This is a genomic window from Pseudomonas sp. JE3303, from assembly GCF_056312565.1.
This window is the reverse complement of record NZ_JBWGIF010000013.1, coordinates 150,695-175,446: the sequence shown is the minus strand read 5'-3', so window position 1 is coordinate 175,446 and position 24,752 is coordinate 150,695. Positions and strand designations below refer to the sequence as shown.

General features: G+C 63.3%; 26 protein-coding genes. 17 read left to right on the top strand and 9 right to left on the bottom strand.

Going from position 1 to position 24,752, the window contains the following annotated elements:
• Positions 1–9: 9 nt before the first annotated feature.
• The 3 genes from AC0ZZU_RS19190 to AC0ZZU_RS19180 form a co-directional block, all read right to left on the bottom strand.
• A complete protein-coding gene (locus AC0ZZU_RS19190) occupies positions 10–255 on the bottom strand; it encodes a PA4570 family protein (protein ID WP_476342769.1) in 246 nt (81 codons plus the stop codon).
• A gap of 101 nt (positions 256–356) precedes the next feature.
• Positions 357–698: a zinc ribbon domain-containing protein YjdM gene (locus tag AC0ZZU_RS19185; protein WP_110639764.1), complete on the bottom strand. Its 342-nt coding sequence runs from the start codon at positions 696–698 to the stop codon at positions 357–359.
• 98 nt (positions 699–796) lie between these two features.
• A complete protein-coding gene (locus tag AC0ZZU_RS19180) occupies positions 797–1,765 on the bottom strand; it encodes a polyprenyl synthetase family protein (RefSeq protein WP_476342768.1) in 969 nt (322 codons plus the stop codon).
• A gap of 247 nt (positions 1,766–2,012) precedes the next feature.
• On the opposite strand from AC0ZZU_RS19180, the gene rplU reads away from it, so the two are divergent.
• The 5 genes from rplU (at position 2,013) to AC0ZZU_RS19155 (ending at position 5,697) form a co-directional block, all read left to right on the top strand.
• Positions 2,013–2,324: a 50S ribosomal protein L21 gene (gene rplU, locus AC0ZZU_RS19175; protein WP_158460469.1), complete on the top strand. Its 312-nt coding sequence runs from the start codon at positions 2,013–2,015 to the stop codon at positions 2,322–2,324.
• A 34-nt stretch (positions 2,325–2,358) separates the two neighbouring features.
• Positions 2,359–2,616, top strand: a complete 258-nt coding sequence (rpmA, locus tag AC0ZZU_RS19170; RefSeq protein ID WP_101316402.1) for a 50S ribosomal protein L27 — start codon at positions 2,359–2,361, stop codon at positions 2,614–2,616.
• 190 nt (positions 2,617–2,806) lie between these two features.
• Complete coding sequence (gene cgtA / locus AC0ZZU_RS19165) at positions 2,807–4,027, top strand: Obg family GTPase CgtA (RefSeq protein WP_476342767.1); 1,221 nt, start codon at positions 2,807–2,809, stop codon at positions 4,025–4,027.
• A gap of 84 nt (positions 4,028–4,111) precedes the next feature.
• Positions 4,112–5,230, top strand: a complete 1,119-nt coding sequence (gene proB, locus AC0ZZU_RS19160; protein WP_476342766.1) for a glutamate 5-kinase — start codon at positions 4,112–4,114, stop codon at positions 5,228–5,230.
• A 14-nt stretch (positions 5,231–5,244) separates the two neighbouring features.
• Positions 5,245–5,697: a CreA family protein gene (locus AC0ZZU_RS19155; RefSeq protein WP_476342765.1), complete on the top strand. Its 453-nt coding sequence runs from the start codon at positions 5,245–5,247 to the stop codon at positions 5,695–5,697.
• Between the two features lie 64 nt (positions 5,698–5,761).
• Here AC0ZZU_RS19155 and mksF read toward each other — a convergent pair whose 3' ends face one another.
• The 3 genes from mksF to mksB are packed head-to-tail and all read right to left on the bottom strand — an operon-like array spanning position 5,762 to position 10,516.
• Positions 5,762–8,593, bottom strand: coding sequence for an Mks condensin complex protein MksF (gene mksF, locus AC0ZZU_RS19150; protein WP_476342764.1), 2,832 nt, complete (start codon positions 8,591–8,593; stop codon positions 5,762–5,764).
• A complete protein-coding gene (gene mksE / locus AC0ZZU_RS19145) occupies positions 8,590–9,249 on the bottom strand; it encodes an Mks condensin complex protein MksE (protein WP_476342762.1) in 660 nt (219 codons plus the stop codon). The genes mksF and mksE overlap by 4 nt, the downstream gene beginning before the upstream one ends.
• Positions 9,239–10,516 (bottom strand): Mks condensin complex protein MksB, encoded by a 1,278-nt coding sequence (gene mksB, locus AC0ZZU_RS19140; RefSeq protein WP_476342761.1) that lies wholly within the window; start codon positions 10,514–10,516, stop codon positions 9,239–9,241. The genes mksE and mksB overlap by 11 nt, the downstream gene beginning before the upstream one ends.
• A gap of 164 nt (positions 10,517–10,680) precedes the next feature.
• Here mksB and AC0ZZU_RS19135 point away from each other — a divergent pair, with 164 nt between their 5' ends.
• From AC0ZZU_RS19135 to can, 3 genes are read left to right on the top strand one after another with little or no spacing between them, the layout of a single operon-like run.
• The gene (locus AC0ZZU_RS19135) at positions 10,681–11,472 is read left to right on the top strand and encodes an energy transducer TonB (RefSeq protein WP_476342760.1); all 792 of its coding nucleotides are present in this window, start codon (positions 10,681–10,683) and stop codon (positions 11,470–11,472) included.
• Complete coding sequence (gene rimI / locus AC0ZZU_RS19130) at positions 11,469–11,921, top strand: ribosomal protein S18-alanine N-acetyltransferase (RefSeq protein WP_158460461.1); 453 nt, start codon at positions 11,469–11,471, stop codon at positions 11,919–11,921. Before AC0ZZU_RS19135 ends, rimI begins: the two co-directional genes overlap by 4 nt.
• Positions 11,922–11,971: 50 nt before the next feature.
• On the top strand, positions 11,972–12,607 hold the full coding sequence (can, locus tag AC0ZZU_RS19125) for a carbonate dehydratase (RefSeq protein ID WP_476342758.1): 636 nt from the start codon (positions 11,972–11,974) through the stop codon (positions 12,605–12,607).
• 183 nt (positions 12,608–12,790) lie between these two features.
• On the opposite strand, the gene AC0ZZU_RS19120 is transcribed toward can, so the two are convergent.
• Both AC0ZZU_RS19120 and AC0ZZU_RS19115 read right to left on the bottom strand, forming a co-directional pair.
• Positions 12,791–13,069: a DUF3077 domain-containing protein gene (locus tag AC0ZZU_RS19120; protein ID WP_476342756.1), complete on the bottom strand. Its 279-nt coding sequence runs from the start codon at positions 13,067–13,069 to the stop codon at positions 12,791–12,793.
• Complete coding sequence (locus AC0ZZU_RS19115; RefSeq protein ID WP_476342755.1) at positions 13,066–13,356, bottom strand: hypothetical protein; 291 nt, start codon at positions 13,354–13,356, stop codon at positions 13,066–13,068. Before AC0ZZU_RS19115 ends, AC0ZZU_RS19120 begins: the two co-directional genes overlap by 4 nt.
• A gap of 911 nt (positions 13,357–14,267) precedes the next feature.
• On the opposite strand from AC0ZZU_RS19115, the gene AC0ZZU_RS19110 reads away from it, so the two are divergent.
• Positions 14,268–14,870, top strand: a complete 603-nt coding sequence (locus AC0ZZU_RS19110) for a D-Ala-D-Ala carboxypeptidase family metallohydrolase (RefSeq protein ID WP_476342754.1) — start codon at positions 14,268–14,270, stop codon at positions 14,868–14,870.
• Positions 14,871–14,885: 15 nt separating this feature from the next.
• Here AC0ZZU_RS19110 and AC0ZZU_RS19105 read toward each other — a convergent pair whose 3' ends face one another.
• On the bottom strand, positions 14,886–15,791 hold the full coding sequence (locus AC0ZZU_RS19105) for a LysR family transcriptional regulator (RefSeq protein ID WP_476342753.1): 906 nt from the start codon (positions 15,789–15,791) through the stop codon (positions 14,886–14,888).
• A 132-nt stretch (positions 15,792–15,923) separates the two neighbouring features.
• Between AC0ZZU_RS19105 and AC0ZZU_RS19100 the strand changes: the two genes are divergently transcribed.
• The 8 genes from AC0ZZU_RS19100 to dctM all read left to right on the top strand — a co-directional run bounded on the left by AC0ZZU_RS19100 (position 15,924) and on the right by dctM (position 24,740).
• Positions 15,924–16,763, top strand: coding sequence for an HTD2 family dehydratase (locus AC0ZZU_RS19100; protein WP_476342751.1), 840 nt, complete (start codon positions 15,924–15,926; stop codon positions 16,761–16,763).
• Between the two features lie 50 nt (positions 16,764–16,813).
• Positions 16,814–17,977: an acyl-CoA dehydrogenase family protein gene (locus AC0ZZU_RS19095; RefSeq protein WP_476342750.1), complete on the top strand. Its 1,164-nt coding sequence runs from the start codon at positions 16,814–16,816 to the stop codon at positions 17,975–17,977.
• Positions 17,978–17,987: 10 nt separating this feature from the next.
• Positions 17,988–19,337, top strand: coding sequence for an MmgE/PrpD family protein (locus AC0ZZU_RS19090; protein WP_476342748.1), 1,350 nt, complete (start codon positions 17,988–17,990; stop codon positions 19,335–19,337).
• Positions 19,338–19,362: 25 nt separating this feature from the next.
• Positions 19,363–20,562 carry a CaiB/BaiF CoA transferase family protein gene (locus tag AC0ZZU_RS19085; RefSeq protein WP_476342747.1) on the top strand — a complete coding sequence of 400 codons (1,200 nt, stop codon included), beginning with the start codon at positions 19,363–19,365 and terminating at the stop codon, positions 20,560–20,562.
• An 80-nt stretch (positions 20,563–20,642) separates the two neighbouring features.
• Complete coding sequence (locus AC0ZZU_RS19080) at positions 20,643–21,467, top strand: HpcH/HpaI aldolase/citrate lyase family protein (RefSeq protein WP_476342746.1); 825 nt, start codon at positions 20,643–20,645, stop codon at positions 21,465–21,467.
• 189 nt (positions 21,468–21,656) lie between these two features.
• A complete protein-coding gene (locus AC0ZZU_RS19075; RefSeq protein WP_476342744.1) occupies positions 21,657–22,655 on the top strand; it encodes a TRAP transporter substrate-binding protein in 999 nt (332 codons plus the stop codon).
• 163 nt (positions 22,656–22,818) lie between these two features.
• Entirely contained in the window at positions 22,819–23,460 is a 642-nt protein-coding gene (locus AC0ZZU_RS19070) for a TRAP transporter small permease (protein WP_476342742.1), read from the top strand.
• Positions 23,457–24,740, top strand: a complete 1,284-nt coding sequence (dctM, locus tag AC0ZZU_RS19065; RefSeq protein WP_476342740.1) for a C4-dicarboxylate TRAP transporter large permease protein DctM — start codon at positions 23,457–23,459, stop codon at positions 24,738–24,740. Before AC0ZZU_RS19070 ends, dctM begins: the two co-directional genes overlap by 4 nt.
• Positions 24,741–24,752 lie beyond the last annotated feature (12 nt).

Sequence of the window (24,752 nt, the reverse complement as noted above, 5' to 3'; positions counted from 1 at the left end):
CCCTCCCGGTCAGTGCAATTGACCTGTCGCCGGCCTCAGTGCCCGCGCATAGCAGAACAGAAACAGGTTACGCACCAGTTCCTTCAGCACGATCGGTTCACACGAATTCAGCCCATTGAGGTCCAGGTCTCCCTGGTCACGAAGCTCATCGAGCGCGTCTTCCTCGATCACCGCACATACCTCGCCGGTTTCCCGGTGCAGGATGCGCAAGTAGGGCTGGGGACGGTCAAGCCAGGCGTCTATCAGATAAGTCATGGCTATTCTCCTTGGATTCGATTTCCAATGAGAATAATTCTTATTATCAAAATAGCAAGTGCCTATTGGCGAATTTCTGCGCCAGCCCCTATGGCGGGGGATCAGACCTTGCGCACGAATTCCGACTTCAGCTTCATCGCGCCGATACCGTCGATCTTGCAGTCGATGTCGTGGTCGCCGTCGCACAGGCGGATGTTCTTGACCTTGGTGCCGACCTTGACGACCAGGGACGAGCCCTTGACCTTCAGGTCCTTGATGACGGTCACGGTGTCGCCATCCTGCAAGACATTGCCCACCGAGTCCTTCTTCACCACGTCATCGCTGGCCGCTTCGGCTTCGCCGCTGGCCGACCACTCATGGGCGCACTCCGGGCAGACCAGCTGGGTGCCGTCTTCGTAGGTGTATTCGGAGTTGCATTTGGGGCAGGGTGGCAAAGTGCTCACTAGGGTTCCTCAAGACAGGCAAGAAAATAAGACCCACATTGTATAGGGTTTTGCCGGTCAATTGGAAAGCGGGCCCATCCAGGGATGGGCCGGAGGGATCAGTGCGTACGGGCGACGGCGAACTCGCTGAGTTCAACCAGGGCATCGCGGTACTCGCTGGCGGGCAGGGCTTCCAGGCAGGCGATGGCGCGGGCCGCATAGTCGCGGGCCAGGCGGGCGGTGTAGTCCAGGGCGCCCGAGGACTCGACGGCGGCGCGGATGCTTTCGAGATCTTCGATGCCGCCTTTCTGGATCGCGCGGCGCACAAGGGCGGCCTGCTCGGCAGTGCCTTCGCGCATGGTGTAGATCAGCGGCAGAGTGGGCTTGCCCTCGGCCAGGTCGTCACCGACATTCTTGCCCAAGGCTTCGGCGTCGCCCTTGTAGTCGAGCAGGTCGTCTACAAGCTGGAATGCCACCCCCAGGTGGTCGCCAAAGGTGCGCAGGGCTTCGCGCTGGGCATCGCTGGCCTCGGCCAGGGCCGCTGCGCTGTGGGTCGACGCTTCGAACAGCATCGCGGTCTTGCCGCGGATGACATCCATGTAGACGTCCTCGGTGGTGCTGGCGTCGCGCACCTTGGACAGCTGCAGCACCTCGCCTTCGGCGATCACGCGCGTGGCGCGGGACAGGATCTGCATGACTGGCATGGACCCCAGCTCGACCATCATCTCGAACGAGCGCGAGTACAGGAAGTCGCCGACCAGTACGCTCGGGGCATTGCCCCACATGGCGTTGGCGGTTGAGCGGCCGCGGCGCATGCCCGACATGTCGACCACGTCGTCGTGCAGCAAGGTGGCGGTGTGCAGGAACTCGATGGTCGCGGCCAGCAGGCGCAGGTCGTCGCCTTCACGGCCCAGGGCCTTGCCGCACAACAGCACCAGCAACGGGCGCAGGCGTTTGCCGCCGGCCGAGGTGATGTAGTCGCCGATCTTCGATACCAGCGGCACGCGCGAGGTCAGCTGCTTCTTGATGATCTCGTCGACGGCGCTGAAATCTTCAGCTACCGCGCGGTAGAAAGCTTGGGGTTGCATCGGCTGCTCCATTGGGGTTGCGCGGCATGCTAGGTCGCGGGTCCCGGTGTGTCAAGGCGCGGTGCCCGGCCTGTGGGTGCGACACTTGCAAGGGGTTGGCGCCTTGCGTACAATCGCGCACCCTGAACTTCCCTGGGCATCACCTGCCTTACGCAATGCACCGGGCCGTTCCAGCCCCATGCAGCCATGCCAGCCAATACTCTTCCTATAAAGAGCTGGGTGAGCAGGATTAACGGAGATATACCCCATGTACGCAGTAATTGTTACCGGTGGCAAGCAGTACAAAGTCGCCGAAGGTGAATACCTGAAGATCGAAAAACTGGAAATCGCCACTGGCGAATCCGTGACTTTCGATCGCGTTCTGCTGGTCGCCAATGGTGACGACGTGAACATCGGCGCTCCTGTCGTTGCTGGCGCCACGGTTGTCGCTGAAGTCGTGTCGCAAGGCCGTCACGATAAAGTGCGCATCATCAAGTTCCGTCGCCGTAAGCACCACATGAAGCGTATGGGCCACCGCCAGTGGTTCACCGAGATCAAAATCACCGGTATTCAGGCTTAATTGCCTTAATCCCCAATCTTTGGAGAATTGAACCATGGCACATAAAAAAGCTGGTGGTAGTACCCGTAACGGCCGCGACTCAGAATCGAAACGCCTTGGCGTGAAGATGTATGGCGGCCAGGTCATCAAGGCCGGCAACATCATCGTCCGTCAGCGCGGCACCCAGTTCCACGCTGGCTACGGCGTTGGCATGGGCAAGGATCACACCCTCTTCGCGAAAATCGAAGGCGTGATCAAGTTCGAGAAGAAAGGCGAGTTCAACCGCCGTTATGTAAGCGTCGTCGCGGGCTAATCGCGCTGTCGCTGGAGAAGCCCCGTCATGCGACGGGGCTTTTTCGTTTGTGGTGAGTCTCTTGCAAAGCTGTTTGTATGGGCTGCCGGCGCTGGATCCATGGTCGACCGGGAGCCGCCGCGCTCATTTTTGCAAGAGCCTTATGTCTTTGTGTCATTGAGCTCGTCACCCGACGAGAGGCGGTTTTTTTATGAAGTTTGTTGACGAAGTATCGATCCGGGTCAAGGCCGGTGACGGTGGTAACGGTTGCATGAGCTTCCGTCGCGAGAAGTTCATCGAGAACGGTGGCCCCAACGGCGGTGATGGTGGCGACGGTGGTTCGGTGTACCTGGTTGCCGACGATAACCTCAATACCCTGGTCGACTATCGTTATACCCGGCATTTCGATGCCCAGCGTGGCGCCAACGGCGGCAGCACCGACTGTACCGGCAAGAAGGGCGAGGACATGTTCCTGCGCGTGCCGGTCGGCACCACGGTGATCGATGCGAGCACCCAGGAAGTGATCGGTGACCTGATCACCCCAGGCCAGAAGCTGATGGTCGCCCAAGGAGGCTGGCATGGCCTGGGCAACACCCGCTTCAAGTCCAGCACCAACCGTGCGCCACGCCAGACCACCCCAGGCAAGCCGGGCGACCAGCGTGACCTGAAACTCGAGATGAAGGTACTGGCCGACGTTGGCCTGCTTGGCCTGCCCAACGCTGGCAAGAGCACCTTCATCCGCTCGGTCTCGGCTGCCAAGCCGAAGGTTGCCGACTACCCGTTCACTACCCTGGTGCCAAACCTGGGTGTGGTCAGCGTTGACCGCTGGAAGAGCTTTGTCATCGCCGACATTCCCGGTCTGATCGAAGGCGCCTCCGACGGTGCCGGCCTGGGTATCCGCTTCCTCAAGCACCTGGCGCGTACCCGCCTGCTGCTGCACCTCGTCGACCTCGCGCCGCTGGATGAAAGCAGCTCCGCCGATGCCGCCGAAGTGATCGTCAACGAGTTGACCCGCTTCAGCCCGTCGCTGGCCGAGCGTGACCGCTGGCTGGTCCTGAACAAGACCGACATGCTGATGGACGACGAGCGTGACGAGCGCGTCAAGGAAGTGGTCGAGCGTCTGCAGTGGGAAGGTCCGGTCCATGTGATCTCGGCGATCTCCAAGCAGGGCACCGAGCAGCTCAGCCGCGACATCATGCGCTACCTCGAAGACCGTGCCGACCGCCTGGCCAACGATCCGGCCTACGCCGAAGAACTGGCCGACCTGGACCAGCGCATCGAAGACGAAGCCCGTGCCCAGCTGCAGGCCCTGGACGACGCCCGCGCCCTGCGCCGCACCGGCGTCAAGAGCGTGCACGACATCGGCGACGATGACGATTGGGATGACGAGGACGACGAAGACGGTCCGGAAATCATTTACGTGCGCGACTGACCGGTTGCAGTACACTGAACGCCGCTCATTCGAGCGGCGTTTTTGTATCTACGGTATCTACAGATCGACATAGGTTGGAAGAAGATGCGGAGCAAGGTGACGGGTGCGCGGCGTTGGGTGGTCAAGATCGGCAGCGCCCTGCTGACGGGCGATGGCAAGGGCCTCGACCGGGCGGCGATGGCCGTCTGGGTCGAGCAGATGGTGGCGCTGCGCGAGGCGGGCGTGGAGTTGGTACTGGTCTCTTCCGGCGCAGTGGCAGCCGGCATGAGCCAGCTGGGCTGGACCAAGCGGCCGAGCGCGATGAACGAGCTGCAGGCGGCGGCCTCGCTAGGCCAGATGCGCCTGGTACAGGCCTGGGAATCGAGCTTTGCCGAGCACGGCAAGCACACCGCGCAGATCCTCCTGACTCACGACGACCTGTCTGACCGCAAGCGTTACCTCAATGCCCGCAGCACCCTGCGCACCCTGGTGGAGCTTGGCGTGGTGCCGGTGATCAACGAGAACGATACCGTGGTCACCGACGAGATCCGCTTCGGCGACAACGACACCCTGGCAGCCCTGGTGGCCAACCTGGTCGAGGCCGACCTGCTGGTGATCCTTACCGACCGCGATGGCATGTTCGATGCCGACCCGCGCACCAATCCCGATGCGCAGCTCATCTCCGAAGCCCGTGCCGACGACCCGAGCCTCGACGCGGTGGCCGGAAGCACCGGCGGCGCCCTGGGCCGTGGCGGCATGCAGACCAAGCTGCGCGCCGCGCGCCTGGCAGCCCGCTCGGGCGCGCATACCATCATTGTCGGGGGTCGTCTCGAGCGGGTGCTTGACCGCCTCAAGGCCGGCGAGCAGCTGGGTACCCTGCTTTCGCCCGAGCGCGGCATGATCGCCGCGCGCAAGCAGTGGCTGGCCGGCCACCTGCAGACCCGCGGCACCCTGGTGCTCGACGACGGTGCCGTGCGCGCGCTGCGCGAAGCCAACAAGAGCCTGCTGCCGGTCGGCGTGAAGACCGTGCAGGGCAGTTTCCGCCGTGGCGAGATGGTGGTCTGCGTTGGCCCCGACGGCCTTGAGGTGGCGCGTGGCCTTGCCAACTACAGCGCCCTGGAGGCGCAGAAGATCATCGGCCAGTCCTCCGAGGCGATCGAGAGCCTGCTCGGCTATAGCGCCGAGCCGGAGTTGATCCATCGCGACAACCTGGTGCTGGTGTGAGCTGCGTCAACGTCATGAGCAGGCTGCTTGCTGCTGCGGCGCTGGCCGTGCCGATGCTGGCGGGCGCCGAGGAGATCGGCCAGGTCTCGACCGTGTTCAAGTTTGTCGGGCCCAATGATCGCATCGTCGTCGAGGCGTTCGATGATCCCAAGGTCGAGGGCGTGACCTGTTACCTCTCGCGTGCCAAGACAGGTGGGCTGAAAGGCGGATTGGGGTTTGCCGAGGACCGAGCGGAGGCATCGATTGCCTGTCGGCAGGTCGGGCCGATCAAGTTCGACGGCCAGCTCAAGGATGGTGAGGTTGTGTTCAAGGAGCGTACCTCGCTGGTGTTCAAGACCATGCAGGTGGTGCGTTTTCTCGACAAGAAGCGCAATACGCTGGTGTACCTGGTGTATAGCGACCGCTTGATCGAGGGTAGTCCTCAGAATGCGGTGACGGCGATTCCGATATTGCCTTGGGTGCAGTGATCCTGATCCTGCATCTCCGGCGCCCTTTTCGCTGGCAAGCCAGCGAAAAGGGCGCTGCGGTCTGTCAGGCCTCCAGCGAAACCTCTTCCTCCGGCACCTCCACCTTCACCTCTTCCAGCCGGCTGATGTACTTCCAGTCATCCTCATCGATATAGATGCCATTCGGTCCGCTGCCACCTTCCAGATCGATCGCCACATGCGCCGACACCTGCGGCTTCACGCTCGCGAGGATGGGCACGAAGCCCAATTGCTGGCTGGTCTCCAGCAGCGCGGCCTGGTTGCGCTCGTCGATGTCGGCCGCTTCGTCAAGGTAGTACGGCAGGCGCACACGACCGGCCTGGTCGCGGTCCATCAGGTGCAGCAACAGGTACATGTTGGTCAGCGCCTTGATGGTCATGGTGGTGCCGTTGGACGCGGCGCCGTCGATGTCGGTGTGGATCACCGGCTGGCCGTTGACCTTGGTGATCTCGAAGGCGAGCTCGAACAGGTCCTTGAGGCCCAGCTGGTTATGGTTGGCCGCGACCAGCCGAGCCAGGTACTCCTTGGCCTCTTCGTTCTTGTTGTCCTGCTCGGCGCTCTGGCTCAGGTCGAACACCGACAACGTCTCGCCTTCTTCGTACTGCCCGGCGCTGTGGATGATCTGGTCGATGTGCTTGAGCGCTTCCTTGTTCGGCGCCAGGACAATCCGGAAGCTTTCCAGGTTGGACACCTGGCGCTTGTTGATCTCGCGGTTGAACAGCGCCAGCTGGTGCTCGAGGCTGTCGTAGTCGCTGCGGATGTTGCGCAAGGTCCGGGCGATGTCGGTGACCGCGGCGCGGCGCGCCTTGCCCAGGGTCAAGGCTTCGTCGGTGCGGTGCGCGTAGGCGTTGATCAGCAGGTGCAGGCGGCGCTCCATGTCGTCTTCGCTGTCGAACTTCGCCACGCCCTTGAGGCGCACCTGGGCATACAGCGCCTCGATCTGGCCGTCGACCCGCTGCAGGCCTTGCCAGCTGTCCTGGTAGTCATTGAGCAGCGGCAGCAGGTTGTCCATCGAGTCGTCCACCACTTCCATGAACGGCGTGCCGTACGGCAGGTCAGCCGGCAGCAGGTGGCGGCGACGGAGGGCGTCGTCGAGGGTGCGCTGCCTCGCCTCCAGGTCGGCGATCTGCCGGTTCACCAGCTGCAGCTTGGCGGACAGCTGCTGGACGCGTTCGGTGAAGGCGTCGCTTGAGCGCTTGAGCTCGTCCTGCGAGGCCTCGAGCTGGGCAAGATGCTCGAGTCTGTCGGGTTCTTCGGCCGACAGGGTCTGGGTGCGGCGGAAGTCTTCAAGGGCCTTTTGCGCGTCCAGCACCTGCTGGTACAGCGTTTCGGTCTGGGTCTTGCTGGCGGCGCGGTCGGCGGCCACGGCCTGCTGGGTGCGCAGCTGCTTGAGTTCTTTCTCCAGGCGCTCCTTCTGGTCGCGCAGGCCGGCGCGGTCGGCCAATGCCTGCAGGGCAGGCGGGTCGATGTGCGACAGGTCGATGGACAGGCCTGGCATCTCGAAACGCTCGCCCTTGAAGCCGGCCAGCACGGCTTCGAGGGATTTGACCCACTTGTCTTCGTCGTCCAGCGCGATGCCATGCTCGCCCAGTGGAAGGCTGAACAGGGCGCCGTTGAACAGGCGCATCAAGCGCTCGACATCGGGCTGCGAAAACGCCTCGCGCAGGCGGGCGTAGCTGTTGTTATCGGCGTGATCGAGCTGCTGTGTGACCGAGCGCAGGCGCATCTCCAGGTCGCGCAGACGCTGGCCGAGGTCTTCGGCGCTGAACTGGCGCGACTGGGCCAGGGCACCGGCCAGTTCATCGTGAGCGTCCTTGGCCGCCAGCAGTTGCTGCTCCAGCATCTTGACGTCATCGACCAGGGCAAAGCGGTGCTTGAGTACCGACAGCTCGCCCAGCCAGCGCTGGATGCCGGTGATCTCGCGCTCCAGGCGCATCAGCTCCTGGGTGCCGTTGCGCTGGGTGTTCTGCAAGCCGTCCTGCTGGTGCTGGTAGTGCTCGACCTGGATCAGCAGCTCTTCCTTGCGCGCCATGGCGTAGTCCTGCCAGGTGCCGAGCAGGTTGTCGAGGAGCGGCGAGATACGGTGCAGCTTGCCGCGCAGGATGTCCCGTTGGGCGACGCCGTTGGCCAGGGCCTCGACCAGCGGTCCGGCGGACACGAGGGAGTTGTAGTCCTGCTCCATGCGGCGCACGTCGCGAAAGGCCTCTTCGCATGCCGCAATGTAGTCGACGCTGCCTGAGCGCAGGCTGTGTTCGAAGGCGTCGAGGAACAGCTGCTTGAGCTTGGCGGCGGTGATCTCGCGCATGTGCAGCAGGTTGATGAACAGCGCGCGGAAGGTCTTGAGGCTCTGCTCGCTCGTCGAGCGCAGCGGGATCAGGGTCAGGTCGAGCGGCACCGAAGTGTGGCCCCCGACCAGCAGCCGCCGCAGTTCGTCAGGCTTGAGCTCGTAGGCCTTGAGGCCGTTGCGCTCCAGGTTGGTGAACAGTTCCTTCTGGCGCAGGCAGGTGTCGTCTTTCTGGTAATGGGCCAGGTCCAGTTCGCCCGCATAGGCAAAGAACTGATGGCCGAAACCGCCGCCCGGGCCACGGCCAACCACGCCGATCACGTGCGGGCCATGGGGCAGGCTGACTTCGCAGAGAATGTAGCTGGTGTCGGTGGCGAAGTAGAAGCGCCTGGACTGCTCCAGGCTGTACTTGCCAAAACTCATGTCCGACATGCGCGCCAGGATCGGGAACTGCAAGGCGTTGATCGAGGCGCTCTTGCCCAGGTTGTTGGCGCCGTAGACAGACAGTGGATGCTCCAGCGGGAACAGGCCGAGGCTGTAGCCGGCGGTGTTGAGCAGTGCGAAGCGGCGGATGCCGTAGCGTTCCTGGCTCATGCGTCGATCTCCTGTTGTTCTTCGGTGATTGCCCGGGCCAGGGCCTGTGCCTCATCTTCATCGAGCGGGTCGTCGGCCAATGCCGGAATCGGCAGCGGAAGGTCGCTGTGCAGGCTGGCGGCCAGGTCCCGGTCCTGCTGCACCGACAGGCACACATCGAGGAAGCGGTGCATCGGCGGCAGGAAGCGGTAGATGCCGTTTTCTTCATGGGCGAAGCCCAGCTGGGTCATGCGGCGCATGATCTTTTCTTCCAGCTCGTCGGGCGTCTGCACTTCGGCCTGGAGGAACAGGTCGCGGTATTTCTCGAGCAGCGAAGGCAGCTCGTCGCGGCCCAGGCTGCCACCATCGAGAACGGCCATCGGGTCGCGGCCCTGGTCGGCCAGGTGCTCGACCAGGATGAACGTGAACAGCGACAGGCGCTGGGCGGTCTTGTTGACCTGCGCGGAGGCGGCGGCCAGCTCCGGGACGAAGTAGTAGAAGCCGCGGGTATCGCAGACCAGCTCGAAGCCAAGAGCCTTGAACAGGCCGCGGTACTGGTCCTGGAAGTTCGACAGGTGGGCGTACAGCTCGGGGTCGCGGCGGCTGATGTGAAAGCCCTTGAACAGCTCGCGGAAGATCGGCGCGAGCTGTGAAAGTTCGGAAAGATCAAGATGCATTGGCAGGGCTCGCGTTGGATTCAGGCGATGGCGTGCGGCTGGAGGTCAGGGCAAAGGAGCGCAGGCTGACCAGGTGTTCGTGAGTGGTGTAGTCGCGCCGCGCGAGGCGTTGACGGCTGAAGCGCTTCTCGCGCGAGAGGCGCGAGAACCAGTACAGCAGCTCGTCGGTGGCGCCTTCTGGCTCCTGCTCCAGCAGCCAGGCCATCAGGTCGGGCAGGGGCAGGGCGCCTTCGCAGCGCTCCAGCATTTCCTTGACCGTGCGCGGCGCACGCGTCGGCGTGGCCTTGTCGGACTTGTGCGCCTTGGGAAACTGCGCCGGCTTGGGCTCGAAGCGGGCGAGGGCGTAGACGTAGGCCTCGACCTGGCTGGCACTGCCCAGGAAAGTGCTCTGCGGGCGGGTGAACAAGGGCAGGGCGGCCTGGGGCACTGCGTCCAGGCCCTTGCGCCGGATCACCGAAAGGGCCAGGGCGGCTCCACGGGTCACGGCGTTGTGCCGGCGGGCTTCCTCGCGCAGGGGCAGCAGCAGTTCACGGGCGTGGCGCAGGGTCAGCTGGGCGCTGGTCTGCATCTCGAGGATGCGCGCGTGGGTGCGCAGCAGCATGTCGTCGTCGACCAGATGACCCAGGCGCGCCTGCTCGCCCAGCAGGCGCAGCAGCACCGTCTCGACCTTGCGCACGCCTTGCTCGAAGGCGCCGTCGGCATTGACCAGCGAGATCATCGGCTCGACGTATTCGTCCCAGGTCGCCAGCACTTCGGCATAGCGCTGGCGCAGGGGGATCTGCCGGTCGCGGGTCTTGGCGCGCTCGGCCACGGCCACCAGCGCCTGCTCGTCATTGTCGAGCTTCTTGAGCACGTCGCGCACGCGCATGTCGAGCAGACGCAACTGGCGGGCCAGGTCATCGCTGTCGCGGTTGTCGAAGGCGTCCTGGATGTGGCCTGCCAGGCGCTCGAGGTGGCGCAGGTAGGCTTCGATCTCGAGGCACAGGCCCAGGCGGTGCTCGCGGCGCAGGTAGGCGAGGAAGTCGTGGATCTGCGCATTGAGCTCGAAGCGGTTCGGGCTCTTGGCGACCGGGACCAGGATATCCAGGCGAATCCAGAGGTCGAGCAGCTGGGTAATGTCCGGCGGCGTGCTGTCCAGTTGCTGCTGGGCCAGCTGCTGGCGCAGTTCGATCAGGCTCAGCGTGCCCTGGTCGAAACGCTCGCACAATGGCTCGAGCAAGGCCCAGTGTTCGGCTAGGGCGCGCAGGACGCGCTTGGGTTCGATCATTGGCGGGTCGACTCGTTGCCAAAAAAAGGTGGGGGATTGTACTGCATCGACAGGGCAGGGTTTTACCCCTGATCGACTGTGGGGGTTTTCTGCCCATGAACTGCGGCGCGCGGCGAGCAAGGGCGGTAGAATAGCCGACTGTCTTTTCCCCGGATGCCCGCGCCTTGTTGACCGAGTCCCGCCGCCGCGCCTACCTCAACGCCATGCAAGTGGTGCATTGGCTGCCGCGTGCCGAGCTGCCGTTCGCTGCCAGTTCGCGCCCCGAGCTGCTGCTGCCGGTGGCGCCCGTGGCCGAGCCCGAGTTCGAGGTGCTGCCCCGCGTCGAGCCCCCTGCCGCGCCTGCCGCCCCCGTGCTGCGCCCGAGCGAGCGGCTGAAGATCGAGCGTCCGCGCCCTTCCAGCAGTGCCAAGACGGCAAGCAAGCCGGTCGAGGCCGACAGCGAGGCGCCGGCCCCTGTGGCCCGTCCCGTACCCGTCCCGCCCCCGCGTTTCGCCCTGCAGTTGCTGCGAGCCGGTAATTGCCTGCTGCTGATCGAGCTGGTGACCGGCCAGCCGTTCCAGAGCCGCGACCCGTCCTACCTGTTGTTGAAGGACATGTTGCGCGCCGCTGGCCTGCCCGACAGCCCGCAGATCATCGGCGAGCCCGTGCGCTGGCCGCTGCTCGCGCGTGGCAGCCTCGACCAGGGGCCTGAGGCCGCGCGCGACTTCGTCCAGGGGTTTGTCCAGGTGCAGTTGGAATCCGCGCCCTGCGCCTGCCTTTGGCTGGTCGGCCTTCCCGCCATGCGCTTCGCGGGTGACGCGCAGGATGAGGCGTACTACCAAGAACTCACCGTGCCCGGCCTGGGCACTGCCTGGGCCTTGCCCGGCCTTGAACTGTTGATGGACGAGCCGCCGCGCAAGGCGGACGTCTGGCAAGCGATGCGCCGGCTGATGGCGCGCTGGAAGTCTGCTGAATGAGTGATCCGATCAGTTTCCGCCGCATGACCGAGGCGGATCTGGATGCCGTGCTGAAGATCGAATACGCCGCGTTCAGTCATCCCTGGACCCGCGGCATCTTTCTCGATGGGCTCAAGTCGTATGAAATATGGCTGATGTTCGAAGGCAGCCAGCAGGTGGGCCACGGCGTGGTCAATGTGATCATCGACGAGGCGCATTTGCTCAACATCACCGTCAAGCCAGAGAGCCAGGGCAAAGGCCTGGGCTTGCGCCTGCTTGAACACCTGATGAGCCGTGCCTTTGCGCTCAACGGGCGGGAGTGCTTCCTTGAGGTGCGCGCGAGCAACCAGTCGGCGTACCGCCTGTACGAGCGCTATGGTTTCAATGAAGTCGGCCGTCGCCGGGATTACTACCCGGTGGCTGGTGGGCGTGAAGATGCCCTGGTGATGGCCTGCACCCTGTTCGAGTAAGGGTGTGACTCAGGCTCGTCATACATGGGTACCCCTGATGAGGCACTGACATGCACGACCTGCAGGAACTGATCGACAACAACGCACGCTGGGCCGACGCCATCACCCAGCGCGACCCCGATTTCTTCGCCAAGCTTGCCCGCCAGCAGACGCCTGAGTTTCTCTGGATCGGCTGTTCGGACGCGCGGGTACCCGCCAACGAGATCGTCGGCATGCTGCCGGGTGATCTGTTCGTGCATCGCAACGTGGCCAACGTAGTGCTGCACACCGACCTGAACTGCCTGTCGGTGATCCAGTACGCCGTCGACGTGCTCAAGGTGAAGCACATCCTCGTCACCGGCCACTATGGCTGCGGCGGCGTGCGAGCGGCCATGCAGGACCGCCAGCTCGGGCTGATCGATGGCTGGTTGCGCTCTATTCGCGATCTGTATTACGAGAAACGTGACGAGCTGGCCCCGCTGGAAGGCGAGGCCAAGGTCGACCGCATGTGCGAGCTCAACGTGATCCAGCAGGTGGCCAACGTCGGGCATACCAGCATTGTGCAGAACGCCTGGCACCGCGGGCAGAGCCTGTCCGTGCATGGCTGCATCTATGGCATCAAGGATGGCCGGTGGAAGAGCCTGGACGCCACCATCAGCGGGCCCGAGCAGTTGCCGCCGCAGTATCGGCTGCGCCGGTTGGAGTAAGACCTGGGGCGCAGCTCATAGTACGTGTGGGAGCGGGCTAGTCCCGCGATCGGCCGCGAAGCGGCCGTAAACCTTGCCAACGCTTTCCGCCAGACACACCGCGGATACCGGATCTACGACCGCTTCGCGGCCGATCGCGGGACTAGCCCGCTCCCACAGGCATTGCATTCGCCCTCAGGGCTTTCAGCCCTTCAACGCAGCCCTCGCTTTCATCCTCCCAACATCGACATCATCGATGATCGCCTTGGCGAAGGCGCTCAGGTAGTACGCCGACCAGAGCATGTCGCCATCGTTATCCACCGTGCCGGCATGGACCAGCGTGTTCACGCAGCCCAGCAGCGTTGAAACCTGTTCCAGCGCGTAGTCGCACGGCACGCCGGGGGCGATGCGGAACAGGTCCATGGGTGGATCCTCGGTGGTGATGAACGTGGTGACGCCCGGAGTCTTGGCTTTCTCGCTCATGCCATGGCCTCCTGGGGGTCGCCCGTCTGCATCTTCGCAAGGGCATGTTCGATGAGCGCCTTGGCGGTTTCGGCCGAGTGCAGCACGTTTACCAGCATGCCCTGGCCAGACTCTTCGAAGCGCGAGCGGCAGTATTCGTCGGTGGTCTCGTAGACCCCGCGCAGCAGTTCGCTGGCGATGACGAGGGAGTCTTCGGGAGTGAGGTTGCTGTTGAGGGTGTAGTGCGGGGCGGTGGTGAACTTGCGGGGGGAGGTGGAGAGGGGTGGATCGGGTACGATTTTTTTCATGACATTGTCCTCATACAGTTTCAGGAGCTGTCACTTGACCCTTCTCACGGGATATGGGTGGCAGCCATGCGCGGGGTGAGAATCCGAGGTATGAGGAACTCGGCCAGACCGAAGTCTGCCCGCGCACGGCTGCCATAACATGGCTGCCTCATACATGTCGGGTTCTCACACCCGGTCGCCATCGTGCGACCTGAGGAAACTAGCCCTGATGCATGCTCCCCTACAATAGGGAAAATTCAGCAGCGCTTGTAGGATACTTCCCAAAGTTGCGGAAACCGAAATTTTTTGTGGCTGTTGGGGGGCGCTTTTGACCGCGTTGTGGCTGCCGGGCGCATGCCATGAGGTTTGCAGCGCCCATCAGATCGAGCGCCGCCCGCGCGGCGCATCGCGGGACAAGCCCGCTCCCACATTTGTTGCAACGTGCCATGGCCTGACAGATTGGAGTCTTAGCCTTGTCTGTATGGCGAAGACCTTTCGGCGAACATACCGCCCCCCCACTAGTCTTCTGCCATGCACCAAGGCTGACCACCCAGATCCCACAGGCCATGGCACGTTGCAACGTGCCATGGCCTGACAGATTGGAGTCTTAGCCTTGTCTGTATGGCGAAGATCTTTCGGCGAACACACCGGCCCCCCACTAGTCTTCTGCCATGCACCAAGGCTGACCACCCAGATCCCACAGGCCATGGCACGTTGCAACAAATGTGGGAGCGGGCTTGTCCCGCGATGCGCCGCGCGGGCGGCGCTCGATCTCAAGGGCGCCACAAGGCCCCAAGCGCACGCCTCGCGCGGGCGCCACAAGCCCCTAAGCGCACGCCTCGCGAAGCGCCGCTCGATCTCAAGGGCGCTGCACACCGCATGGCATGCACCTCTCAGACAACACGCAATCCAATGAAATGGGGACGACGGTGATGACGAGATGGATCAACGGAACAGCACTGACCGCAGCCCTGCTTTTCACACTCCCCACCCACGCCGACGACCGTGACATCTGGATGTTCGCCCAATGGGCCGGCGACCACGAAAACCGCCGCTTCCGGGAAATGCTGGTCGACGCACGCCTCTACGGCATTGTCCCCATCCACCAGCTCCTGCGCTCGGCCTCCGACTGGCGGCTGTGCAACGCCTCGCCCTTCGCGATCCCGCCCGCCAGCCAATGGCCCGCAGTCCGCTCCACCTTGCAACTGATCAAGACCCTCGCCGACCAAGGCCAGCTCCGCCAGTTCGAGGTGGTCTCGGCCTACCGCGATCCTCGGCTGAATGTCTGCGCGGGCGGAGCGGTGGGCAGCGCTCACACCCGGGCCTTCGCTGTCGATGCGCTGCTGCCGGAATGGGCCGACCCCAATCCGCTGTGCCGCTTCTGGCAGCAACACGGGCAGCAGTGGAACATGGGGCTGGGACGATATCCGTCAGGACGGATTCATATCGACACGGCGGGGTACCGCACCTGGGGCGGCGATGGCGGTGCGGGGTCCTCGTTCTGTTTACGCCTGACGGCTCTGCCGTCGAATTGACAGCAGAGCGCGCATTTATCCAGTCGGTGTTTCGACCCCTTCGGGCATCAACGTGGCAATCAGAGCCCGTACCGTACCTGGCAACGCATCAAGCTCTCTTACCAGGATGCTGCGCTCGCGCACTGCCCAAGGTTCGTCGAGCTCGACGCTGATCAGCCGCATGGTGCGGCTGTGCCGCGCGGCGGCGGATTCGGGAATGATGCCGATACCCACGCCGGCTTCGACCATGCGGCAGATTGCCTCGAAGCTGGACATCTGGATGCGCAACAAAAGGGCCAGGCCGATGCGTTCGGCGTGCTCGCGCAGGAAGGCCAACAGCGTGCTGCCCTCGTGCAAGCCGATGTGCTGGAACGCCAGGGTCTGTTTCAGCGTGACCCGCTGCTCGCTGGCCAGCTCATGCCCGACCGGGACCATGAGCACCAACCGGTCGGTGCTGAAATGCAGCACTTGCAGGCCGGCCGCCTCGACCGGGCCGGCGATGATGCCCATGTCGGTGCTGCCGTCGAGCACGCCCCGCACGATGTCGCGAGACAGGCGCTCCTGCAGGTCGACAGTGACGCCCTGGCGCTTGGCGAGAAAACCAGCGAGGACTTCCGGCAGGAACTCTGTGACCGCGGTGGTGTTGGCAAAGATGCGGATGTGTCCCACCGAATCGGCGCCAAAGTGGGTGAATTCGGCTTTCAGATACTCGACCTGGCGCATGATCAGCCGTGCGTGCTTGAGCAACTGGTTACCCGCGGGCGTCAGTTCGACGCCGCGGCTGTCGCGGTAGAGCAAGCGGGTATTGAGCTGCTTTTCCAAGGCCTTGATTCGCGCGCTGGCGGCAGCGGGTGAGAGAAATGCCCGGTGAGCGCCCTGGGTCAGGCTGGGCGATTCGCCGATATGAATGAAGAGCCTCAAGTCAGCGAGGTCGAAGTGCATGTTCGTTTCCCTACAGTACTAAGCGCCAGCGTTCAGCATACCTGAACGCTGGCTTACGAAAATGTAAATTCACAGTATGCCGATGAGCCTCGCATCATCTGTCCATAACAACAAAACAAGAGGCTTGCAGGTATGAGTGCTTCGAATTCACCCATGGATTTCAGCGCCTGGATCGGTCGCACCCAAGAGGCAGAGGATGTGCTGAGCCAAAACCTGATCAAGCGCATCGCGGCGACCTTTGGCGAGGCGCCGCCGGCCGATGGCGACCCCCTGCCGTTGCTGTGGCAATGGTGCTTTTTCCAGGAGCCGGTACCCGAGGATCAGTTGGGTGAAGACGGTCATCCCGCCCGTGGCGGCTTCCTGCCCCCCGCCGACCATCGCAATCGCATGTGGGCCGGTGGCCGGCTGGAGTTCCTCGAACCGCTCAGGGTTGGCGCCTCGGCGCAGCGCCTGTCGACTCTCTTGCACGTCGAGGAAAAGCACGGCCGCACCGGCTCGCTGCTATTCGTCACGGTCCGCCATGACTACTCTCAGAACGGCAGGTTATGCGTGCGCGAGGAGCAGGACATCGTCTATCGCGAACCCAACCCGCCCAAGCTCGACAGTGGCCAGGCGCCGGAAGCGGGGGACTGGAGCGAAACCATCGTGCCCACGCCAACCCTGCTGTTTCGCTATTCCGCCGTAACCTTCAACGGCCACCGCATTCACTACGACCATCCCTATGTCACCGATACCGAAGGCTACCCAGGCTTGGTGGTGCATGGGCCGATCATCGCGACATTCAGCCTGCGTGCGTTCATCCGCGCCAACCCCGACAAACGAGTGCGACAGTTCGCCTATCGCGGCGTTCGGCCGTTGAGCGTGCCCACGCCCTTCCGTGTAGGCGGGTATCTCGGCGAAGCCGGCAGGGCGCAGTTGTGGGCGGGCAACGACGCCGGCATCGCACAAAGCGCCGAAGTCGTTTTCGACTGAAACCTCACCGGTGAACGCGTCCAGCGTCGCTGATCAACCGAGAGCAGAGCATGAATCCTTACGACGACGAAGACCTCAATGCCATCCGCGAGGGCGTGCGGGCCCTGTGTGCCGGATTCGATGCGGCCTACTGGCGCAAGATCGACGAAGAGAAGGGGTTTCCCGAAGCCTTCGTCAAGGCGCTGACCGACGCCGGCTGGCTGTCGGCAATGATCCCCAGCGAATACGGCGGCTCGGGCCTGGGACTGGCCGAAGCCTCGGTCATTCTCGAAGAGGTGAACGCGTGTGGCGGCAATTCCGGCACCGTCCATGGCCAGATGTACAACATGTTCACCTTGTTGCGCCATGGCAGCGAGGCGCAGAAGCAGTACTACCTGCCCAGGCTCGCCAGCGGTGAACTGCGCCTGCAATCGATGGGCGTGACCGAGCCGACTACCGGCACGGACACTACCAAGATCAAGACCACCGCCGTGCGCGAGGGCGACAAGTACGTGATCAACGGCCAGAAGGTGTGGATCTCGCGGATCCAGCATTCCGACCTGATGATCCTGCTGGCGCGCACCACGCCACTGGCCGAGGTAAAGAAAAAGTCCGAAGGCATGTCGATTTTCCTGGTCGACCTGCGCGAGGCCATCGGCAAGGGCCTGACCGTGCAGCCGATTGCCAACATGGTCAACCATGAAACCAACGAACTGTTCTTCGACAACCTCGAGTTGCCTGCCGACAGCCTGATCGGCGAGGAAGGCAAGGGTTTCCGCTACATCCTCGATGGGCTCAACGCCGAGCGCACGCTGATCGCCGCCGAATGCATCGGGGACGGTCGCTGGTTCGTCGAGAAAGCCAGTACCTACGCCCGCGACCGGGTGGTATTCGGCCGGCCCATCGGGCAAAACCAGGGCGTGCAATTCCCGATTGCCGAGGCGCACATCGAGATCGAGGCCGCTGACCTGATGCGCTGGCGTGCATGCGAGGAATACGACAGCGGCAAGAACGCCGGAGCCAGTGCCAACATGGCCAAGTACCTGGCGGCCAAGGCGTCGTGGGAAGCGGCCAATGCCTGCCTGCAGACCCATGGCGGTTTCGGCTTCGCGTGCGAGTACGACGTGGAGCGCAAATTCCGCGAGACCAGGCTCTACCAGGTGGCGCCGATCTCCACCAACCTGATCCTTTCCTACGTCGCCGAGCACTTGCTCGAACTGCCACGCAGTTTCTGAGGAGCGGTACATGAGACATACCGAAGCGTTGGCCGGCTTTCTCGCCGACCTGAACTACGAGCAGATCCCCGGCAGCGTTCTGGATCGCACCGAAGACCTGTTTCTCGACTGGCTCGGCTCGGCGCTGGCCAGCCAGGGCGCACGGCCGATTCCGCTGTTCGAGCGCTATGCCGAGCGCATGGGGCCCGCCGATGGCGTGTCCAGAATCCTCGTTAGCGGCCGCGGCACTTCGGCGTACTTCGCTGCGCTGGTCAACGGTGCATCCTCGCACCTGGTCGAGCAGGACGACCTGCATAACAGCTCAGTGCTGCACCCGGCCACGGTGGTGTTCTCGGCGGTCCTGGCTGCGGCTCAGGACCTGAACAAATCCGGCAAGGACCTGCTTCGAGCCTCGGTGGCAGGCTACGAAGCGGGTATTCGCATCGGCGAGTTCATGGGGCGTTCGCACTACCGGATCTTCCACACCACCGCCACAGTCGGCACCCTCGCTGCCGCGGTGGGTGTGGGCAAGCTGCTGGATTTCGACAAGCAGCAGTTCATCAGCCTGCTGGGCACTGCCGGGACCCAGGCCGCCGGCCTCTGGGAGTTTTTGCGCGATGCCGCCGACTCCAAGCAGTTGCACACCGCCAAGGCTGCCGCCGATGGCCTGCTTGCCGCCTACATGACTGCGGACGGTCTCACCGGCGCGCGCAACATTCTCGAGGGCGAGCAAGGCATGGCCGCAGGCATGTCCACCGATGCCGACCCCAGCAAGCTGGCAGATCGCCTCGGTACGCGCTGGGCACTGGGGGAAACCTCGTTCAAGTTCCATGCCTCGTGCCGCCATACCCATCCTGCCGCCGATGCCTTGCTGCAGCTGATGCAGCGCGAAGGCCTGCGCCACGACCAGATCGCCAAGGTCGTCACCCGGGTGCACCAGGGCGCCATCGATGTACTGGGTCGTGTATCGAAGCCGAGCACAGTGCACCAGGCGAAGTTCTCCATGGGCGCCGTGCTTGGGCTGATTGCCGTGCACGGCAACGCCCAGCTGATCGAATTCCGCGACCTGGCCCTGATCGATGCCGACGTCGACGCGTTCCGGGAAAAGGTCAGCATGGAACTGGACCCCGAAGTGGACGCCGCCTACCCGGCCCGTTGGCTTGGCCGGGTAATCGTCACCACCACCGATGGCCGCACTTTGACCGCGGCTATCGACGACCCCAAGGGCGACCCGGGCAACACCCTGACGCGCCCGGAACTGGAAGCCAAGTTTCAGCGCCTGCTGGCGTTTTCCGGCGCGCGTAGCGAAGCACAGGGCAAGGCGTTGATCGACAAGGTCTGGCATCTGCGCGATGTCCGGACCATGACCGATCTGATCTGAACGTTCGCCGAACAGGTAAAAGCACATGACTCAGCTCAACCCCCGTCCCTTGGACGGCATCACCGTCATCAGCCTGGAGCACGCCATCGCGGCGCCGTTCTGCACCCGCCAGCTGGCCGATCTTGGCGCTCGGGTGGTTAAGATCGAACGCCCCGGCACGGGTGACTTTGCCCGTGGCTATGACCAGCGAGTCGACGGACTGGCCTCGCATTTCGTGTGGACCAATCGTTCCAAGGAAAGCCTGGCCCTGGATCTGAAGCAGGACGCCGCGCTCGCCATCCTCGAGTCGCTGCTGGGCAAGGCCGATGTGCTGGTGCAGAACCTGGCTCCAGGCGCTGCGGCGCGCATGGGACTGTCGTTCGAGGCACTGCATGAGCGGTTTCCGCGGCTTGTCGTCTGCGATATTTCCGGCTACGGCGAGGGTGGACCTTATGAGAAGAAGAAGGCCTACGACCTGCTGATCCAGAGTGAAGGCGGCTTTCTCTCGGTGACCGGCGGCCCGGGCGAGGATGAGATGGCCAAGGCCGGTTGTTCGATCGCCGATATTGCCGCCGGCATGTACGCCTATACCGGGGTGCTGTCGGCGCTGATGCTCCGCGACAAGACCGGGGTGGGCAGCCGCATCGATGTGTCGATGCTGGAAAGCCTGGTGGAGTGGATGGGCTACCCCATGTACTACGCCTACAACGGTGCACCGCCACCGGCGCGGGCCGGGGCGTCGCACGCGACCATCTACCCCTACGGACCGTTTCCCACCGGCGGTGATGGCACCATCATGCTAGGTCTGCAGAACGAGCGGGAATGGGCACTGTTTTGCGAGAAAGTCCTGCTCGACAAGGCGCTGGCCCAGGACGAACGTTTTTCGGCCAATGCCAGGCGCTCGGAAAACCGCGAGGCATTGCGGCAGATCATCGTCGAGGGTTTCGCCACGCTGTCCCTGGACCAGGTAGTAGCGCGGCTCGAAGAAGCGCAGATCGCCAATGCGCGGGTCAACGACATGCAGGGCGTATGGGAGCACCCGCAGCTCAAGGCCCGCGACCGCTGGCGGGAAGTGGACAGTCCCGCGGGCACACTGCCGGCGCTGCTGCCGCCGGTAAACAACACCGCCTTCGCGCCACGCATGGACAGTGTGCCAGGCCTGGGCCAGCACACCGGCAGCATTCTGGCCGAACTGGGGGTGTCGGCGGATGAGCAGGCGCGGCTGGCGGCAGCCGGGGTGATCTGAATTCGCGGCCCAACCGCCCAAGGCCAACACCGCCCCGTAGTGCAAGCAACCCTGACCCCAGAATCCGAGGAGCACATGCCATGTCCCGATCCATCGTCCGCTCCGCGCTGTTCGTGCCAGGCAGTCGGCCCGAGCGTTTTGCCAAGGCCTTGGCCGCTGGCGCCGATGCAGTCATCGTCGATTTCGAGGATGCCGTCGAGGAGCCGCTCAAGCGCCAGGCGCGCGATAATCTCGCTGATTTTCTGCGCAAGGCACCGCAAGCCTCGGTCTGGGTGCGGGTGAATGCACCGGAGCATCTCGAGCATGCTGCGGACCTGGCGTTTTGCGCGCAACACACAGGCGTCGCCGGGGTATTGCTGCCCAAGGTCGAGACGGCCGCTCAGGTGGCCGCCGCCTGGCAGGCCGGCAAGCCGATCTGGCCGATCATCGAAAGCGCCAGGGGGCTGCTGGCACTGGGGGAGATTGCCCATGCAGAAGGGACCGAGCGCCTGTCATTCGGCAGTCTCGACCTGGCGCTTGATATCGACCTCAACAGCGGCACTGCCGCCGCTGACCTGGTTCTCGACCAGGCGCGCATAGCCGTGCAGCTGCACTCACGCGGCGCCGGCCTGCTGCCGCCGCTGGATGGCGTCTTTCCGGCGATCGGTGATCCCGAAGGACTGCAACGCGCCATCCGGCACGCCCGTGACATGGGCTACGGAGGCGCGTTGTGCATTCATCCGAAGCAGGTGCAGGTCATCCATGCGGCTCTGGCGCCCAGCGAGGAGGAGCTAGAGTGGGCACGCAAGGTGGTAGCCGGCAGTGCGGCCGCCAACGGTGCAGGGGCATTCCAGTTGGACGGGGAGATGGTGGATGCCCCCGTATTGCTGCGTGCGCAGCGGATGCTGGGGCTGACCGCGAGCTGAGTCCACGAGAGCCGGGGCAGGGACTGGCGTTCGGCATTGCCGAATGCCCGGTTTGGCAAAAGCAGATTCTCGAAACGCAGTCGATTAGGCCATCGTGAAGTCGGAAACGCTTCTAAGCTGCCTCTACCAGGGCGGTCTGAAGCGGCCCCCAGAGGCTGATTGCTCTACAACAATAAAAAGGTGATCCCGATGTTGAAGCTGACCAAAGCGCTGTTCTGCGCTGCCGCCGTCTCCATGGCAAGCCTTGCCCAGGCCGCCGACCCCATCGTCATCAAGTTCGCGCACGTCGTCGCGGACAACACGCCCAAAGGCCAGGGCGCCCTGATGTTCCAGAAAAGGGTTGCCGCCGACCCGCAACTCAAGGACAAGGTAAAGGTCGAGGTATACCCCAACTCGTCGCTGTTCGGCGATGGCAAGGAGATGGAGGCATTGCTGCTGGGGGATGTGCAGATGTTGGCGCCGTCGCTGGCCAAGTTTGAACATTACACCAAGCAGATTCAGATCTTCGACCTGCCGTTCCTGTTCGACGACCTGGCCTCGGTCGACCGTTTCCAGCAAGGCCCGCAAGGCAAAGCGTTGCTCACCTCCATGGAGGACAAGGGTATTCGTGGCCTGGCGTACTGGCACAACGGGCTCAAGCAGCTTTCTGCCAACAAGAAGGTGGTCCTGCCCAAGGATGCCCGTGGCCTGAAGTTCCGGGTCCAGGCTTCCAGCGTGCTCGAAGAGCAGTTCAAGGCGGTTCGCGCCAACCCGCGCAAGATGAGTTTCGCCGAGGTCTACCAAGGCCTGCAGACCGGTACCGTCAATGGTACCGAGAACACCTGGTCCAACTACGAAAGCCAGAAGGTCAACGAGGTGCAGCCGTTTTTCACTGAAACCAATCATGGCCTGATCGACTACATGGTCATCACCAATGCCAAGTTCTGGAGCGGCTTGCCCGAGGATGTCCGCGGCGAACTGCAACGGATCATCGATGACGTCACCATCGAGGTCAACAAGCAGGCTGAAGCCCTGAACCTGACCGCCCGGCAGAAGATCATCGACGCCAAGACCAGCGAAATCGAGCCGCTGACGGCCGAACAGCGCGAGGAATGGCGCGACGCCATGCGCCCGGTCTGGGACAAGTTCTCCGATGAAATCGGCGCGGACCTGATCAAGGCGGCCCAGGCAGCCAATAAAGCTTCCTGAAGGGCCTGCTGCTTCTCTCGGGCAAGACTTGATCTGCCACACAGAGTCCTGGGCGAGATCGCCACCAGCTCACCTACACCGGCCTTGCCACGGCCTGGTGCCGGGCCTTGGCATGGCTGTCCGGTTCTTTGCTTCGATACCGCTTCATTGATGGAGATCCCCCATGCACGCTGTCGCCCGTGTCTGGAATCGCGTTGAAGAACTGTTCGTGGCCTTCCTCTTGGCAGGCATGACGCTGATTACCTTTGCGTACGTGGTTTTCAACAACCTTTATGGGCTTTTCTACGCCCTGGGTGATTCGCTGCCCTTCGCCAGCGATTTCATGTTTACCCTGGGCGACGGCATCATGTTCATTGCCCAGGAAATGACCTGGAGCGTGGCGCTGACCAAGGCCATGTTCGGCTGGCTGATTTTCGTCGGCCTTGCCTGGGGTGTACGCATCGGCGCGCATATTGGCGTCGACCTGCTGGTACGCCTCTTCAAACCCGCACTGCAACGAGCCGTGGCGATTCTCGCGCTGCTGGGCTGCATGGCGTACTGCGCGCTGATGGCTTACTCCAGCGAGCAATGGGTCGCTACCCTGTTTACCGCCGGCATCGGCGCCGAGGACCTCGACCGCTTCGGGATCAAGCAGTGGCACATCGTGATCATCGTGCCGGTCGGCTTCACCTTGATGTTCATACGCTTTGCGCAGGTGCTGGTGGATGTCGTGCAGGGCCGGAAGCTGAATATCGGAGGCCACGGCGAAGCAGAAGATGCCGTGAAGCTGGCAGAAGAGACCAATGCCCAGGAGGCCAAACGATGACCATCGCTTTCCTGTTCGTCGCCCTGTTCGTGCTGATGTTCATCGGCATCCCAGTGGCGATCTCCCTGGGGCTGTCCGGGGCCATGACCATTCTGTTCTTCAGTCACGACTCGGTACGGTCATTGGCGATCAAGCTGTTCGAGACCAGCGAGCACTACACGCTGCTGGCGATCCCTTTCTTCCTGCTGTCCGGTGCATTCATGACCACTGGCGGCGTTGCCCGTCGCCTGATCGATTTCGCCAATGCCTGTGTCGGGCACATCAGGGGAGGCCTGGCCATTGCTGCGATCCTGGCGTGCATGCTGTTCGCGGCCTTGTGCGGTTCGTCTCCGGCGACGGTAGCCGCGGTCGGTTCGATCGTCATCGCCGGCATGGTGCGTTCGGGTTACAAGAAGGAATTCGCCTCGGGCATCGTATGCAACGCCGGGACCCTCGGCATCCTGATTCCACCCTCGATCGTCATGGTGGTCTATGCCACGGCAACCGAGACTTCCGTGGGCAAGCTGTTCATGGCCGGGGTGATCCCAGGCTTGCTGCTGGGCGTGGTCTTGATGATCACCATCTACATCATCGCCCGCGTGAAAAACATGCCATCGCTGCCACGCGCTTCATTCAGGCAAGTCCTCGAATCCGGCCGCAAGGCCGGATGGGGGCTGCTGTTGCTGGTGATCATCCTTGGCGGCATCTACTCGGGCATGTTCACCCCGACCGAAGCGGCAGCCGTGGCGGCGGTATACGCGGCTTTCGTCGCGATCTTCATCTACAAGGACATGACCCTGCGTCAGTGCCCAAGGGTGCTGGTCGAAGCCGGTAAGCTGAGCGTGGTGCTGATGTTCATCATCGCCAACGCCATGCTCTTCGCACACGTGTTGACCACCGAGCAGATTCCCCAATCGATCACCGCCTGGGTAGTGGCGCAAGGCTTCACCCCGGTCGAGTTCCTGCTGGTGGTGAATATCGTGCTGTTGATCGCGGGTACCTTCATGGAGCCTTCCGCGATTATCCTGATCCTGGCACCGATCCTGTTCCCCATCGCCATGAAACTGGGTATCGATCCGATTCACCTGGGCATCATCATGGTGGTGAACATGGAGATCGGCCTGATCACGCCACCCACCGGATTGAACCTGTTCGTCACCTCGGCCGTCACCGGCATGCCGTTGACCCGAGTGGTACGTGCGGTCTCGCCGTGGCTACTGGTGATGCTTGCGTTCCTGATCCTGGTGACCTATGTCCCGTTCGTTTCCCTGGCGTTGCCGACCTGGCTGGGAATGAGCTGATTCGAGCCGAGG

Excerpts from the sequence above, each read along its gene's own strand:
- can (WP_476342758.1), top strand. The coding sequence starts at position 11,972 with ATGCACGACCTGCAGGAACTGATCGACAACAACGCACGCTGGGCCGAC.
- mksE (WP_476342762.1), bottom strand. The coding sequence starts at position 9,249 with ATGCATCTTGATCTTTCCGAACTTTCACAGCTCGCGCCGATCTTCCGC.
- AC0ZZU_RS19070 (WP_476342742.1), top strand. The coding sequence starts at position 22,819 with ATGCACGCTGTCGCCCGTGTCTGGAATCGCGTTGAAGAACTGTTCGTG.
- AC0ZZU_RS19190 (WP_476342769.1), bottom strand. The coding sequence starts at position 255 with ATGACTTATCTGATAGACGCCTGGCTTGACCGTCCCCAGCCCTACTTG.
- AC0ZZU_RS19090 (WP_476342748.1), top strand. The coding sequence starts at position 17,988 with ATGAGACATACCGAAGCGTTGGCCGGCTTTCTCGCCGACCTGAACTAC.
- AC0ZZU_RS19100 (WP_476342751.1), top strand. The coding sequence starts at position 15,924 with ATGAGTGCTTCGAATTCACCCATGGATTTCAGCGCCTGGATCGGTCGC.
- AC0ZZU_RS19120 (WP_476342756.1), bottom strand. The coding sequence starts at position 13,069 with ATGAGCGAGAAAGCCAAGACTCCGGGCGTCACCACGTTCATCACCACC.
- rimI (WP_158460461.1), top strand. The coding sequence starts at position 11,469 with ATGAGTGATCCGATCAGTTTCCGCCGCATGACCGAGGCGGATCTGGAT.
- rplU (WP_158460469.1), top strand. The coding sequence starts at position 2,013 with ATGTACGCAGTAATTGTTACCGGTGGCAAGCAGTACAAAGTCGCCGAA.
- mksB (WP_476342761.1), bottom strand. The coding sequence starts at position 10,516 with ATGATCGAACCCAAGCGCGTCCTGCGCGCCCTAGCCGAACACTGGGCC.
- mksF (WP_476342764.1), bottom strand. The coding sequence starts at position 8,593 with ATGAGCCAGGAACGCTACGGCATCCGCCGCTTCGCACTGCTCAACACC.
- AC0ZZU_RS19180 (WP_476342768.1), bottom strand. The coding sequence starts at position 1,765 with ATGCAACCCCAAGCTTTCTACCGCGCGGTAGCTGAAGATTTCAGCGCC.
- AC0ZZU_RS19095 (WP_476342750.1), top strand. The coding sequence starts at position 16,814 with ATGAATCCTTACGACGACGAAGACCTCAATGCCATCCGCGAGGGCGTG.
- AC0ZZU_RS19115 (WP_476342755.1), bottom strand. The coding sequence starts at position 13,356 with ATGAAAAAAATCGTACCCGATCCACCCCTCTCCACCTCCCCCCGCAAG.
- AC0ZZU_RS19105 (WP_476342753.1), bottom strand. The coding sequence starts at position 15,791 with ATGCACTTCGACCTCGCTGACTTGAGGCTCTTCATTCATATCGGCGAA.
- AC0ZZU_RS19075 (WP_476342744.1), top strand. The coding sequence starts at position 21,657 with ATGTTGAAGCTGACCAAAGCGCTGTTCTGCGCTGCCGCCGTCTCCATG.
- proB (WP_476342766.1), top strand. The coding sequence starts at position 4,112 with ATGCGGAGCAAGGTGACGGGTGCGCGGCGTTGGGTGGTCAAGATCGGC.
- AC0ZZU_RS19110 (WP_476342754.1), top strand. The coding sequence starts at position 14,268 with ATGACGAGATGGATCAACGGAACAGCACTGACCGCAGCCCTGCTTTTC.
- AC0ZZU_RS19155 (WP_476342765.1), top strand. The coding sequence starts at position 5,245 with ATGAGCAGGCTGCTTGCTGCTGCGGCGCTGGCCGTGCCGATGCTGGCG.
- AC0ZZU_RS19085 (WP_476342747.1), top strand. The coding sequence starts at position 19,363 with ATGACTCAGCTCAACCCCCGTCCCTTGGACGGCATCACCGTCATCAGC.
- rpmA (WP_101316402.1), top strand. The coding sequence starts at position 2,359 with ATGGCACATAAAAAAGCTGGTGGTAGTACCCGTAACGGCCGCGACTCA.
- dctM (WP_476342740.1), top strand. The coding sequence starts at position 23,457 with ATGACCATCGCTTTCCTGTTCGTCGCCCTGTTCGTGCTGATGTTCATC.
- AC0ZZU_RS19080 (WP_476342746.1), top strand. The coding sequence starts at position 20,643 with ATGTCCCGATCCATCGTCCGCTCCGCGCTGTTCGTGCCAGGCAGTCGG.
- cgtA (WP_476342767.1), top strand. The coding sequence starts at position 2,807 with ATGAAGTTTGTTGACGAAGTATCGATCCGGGTCAAGGCCGGTGACGGT.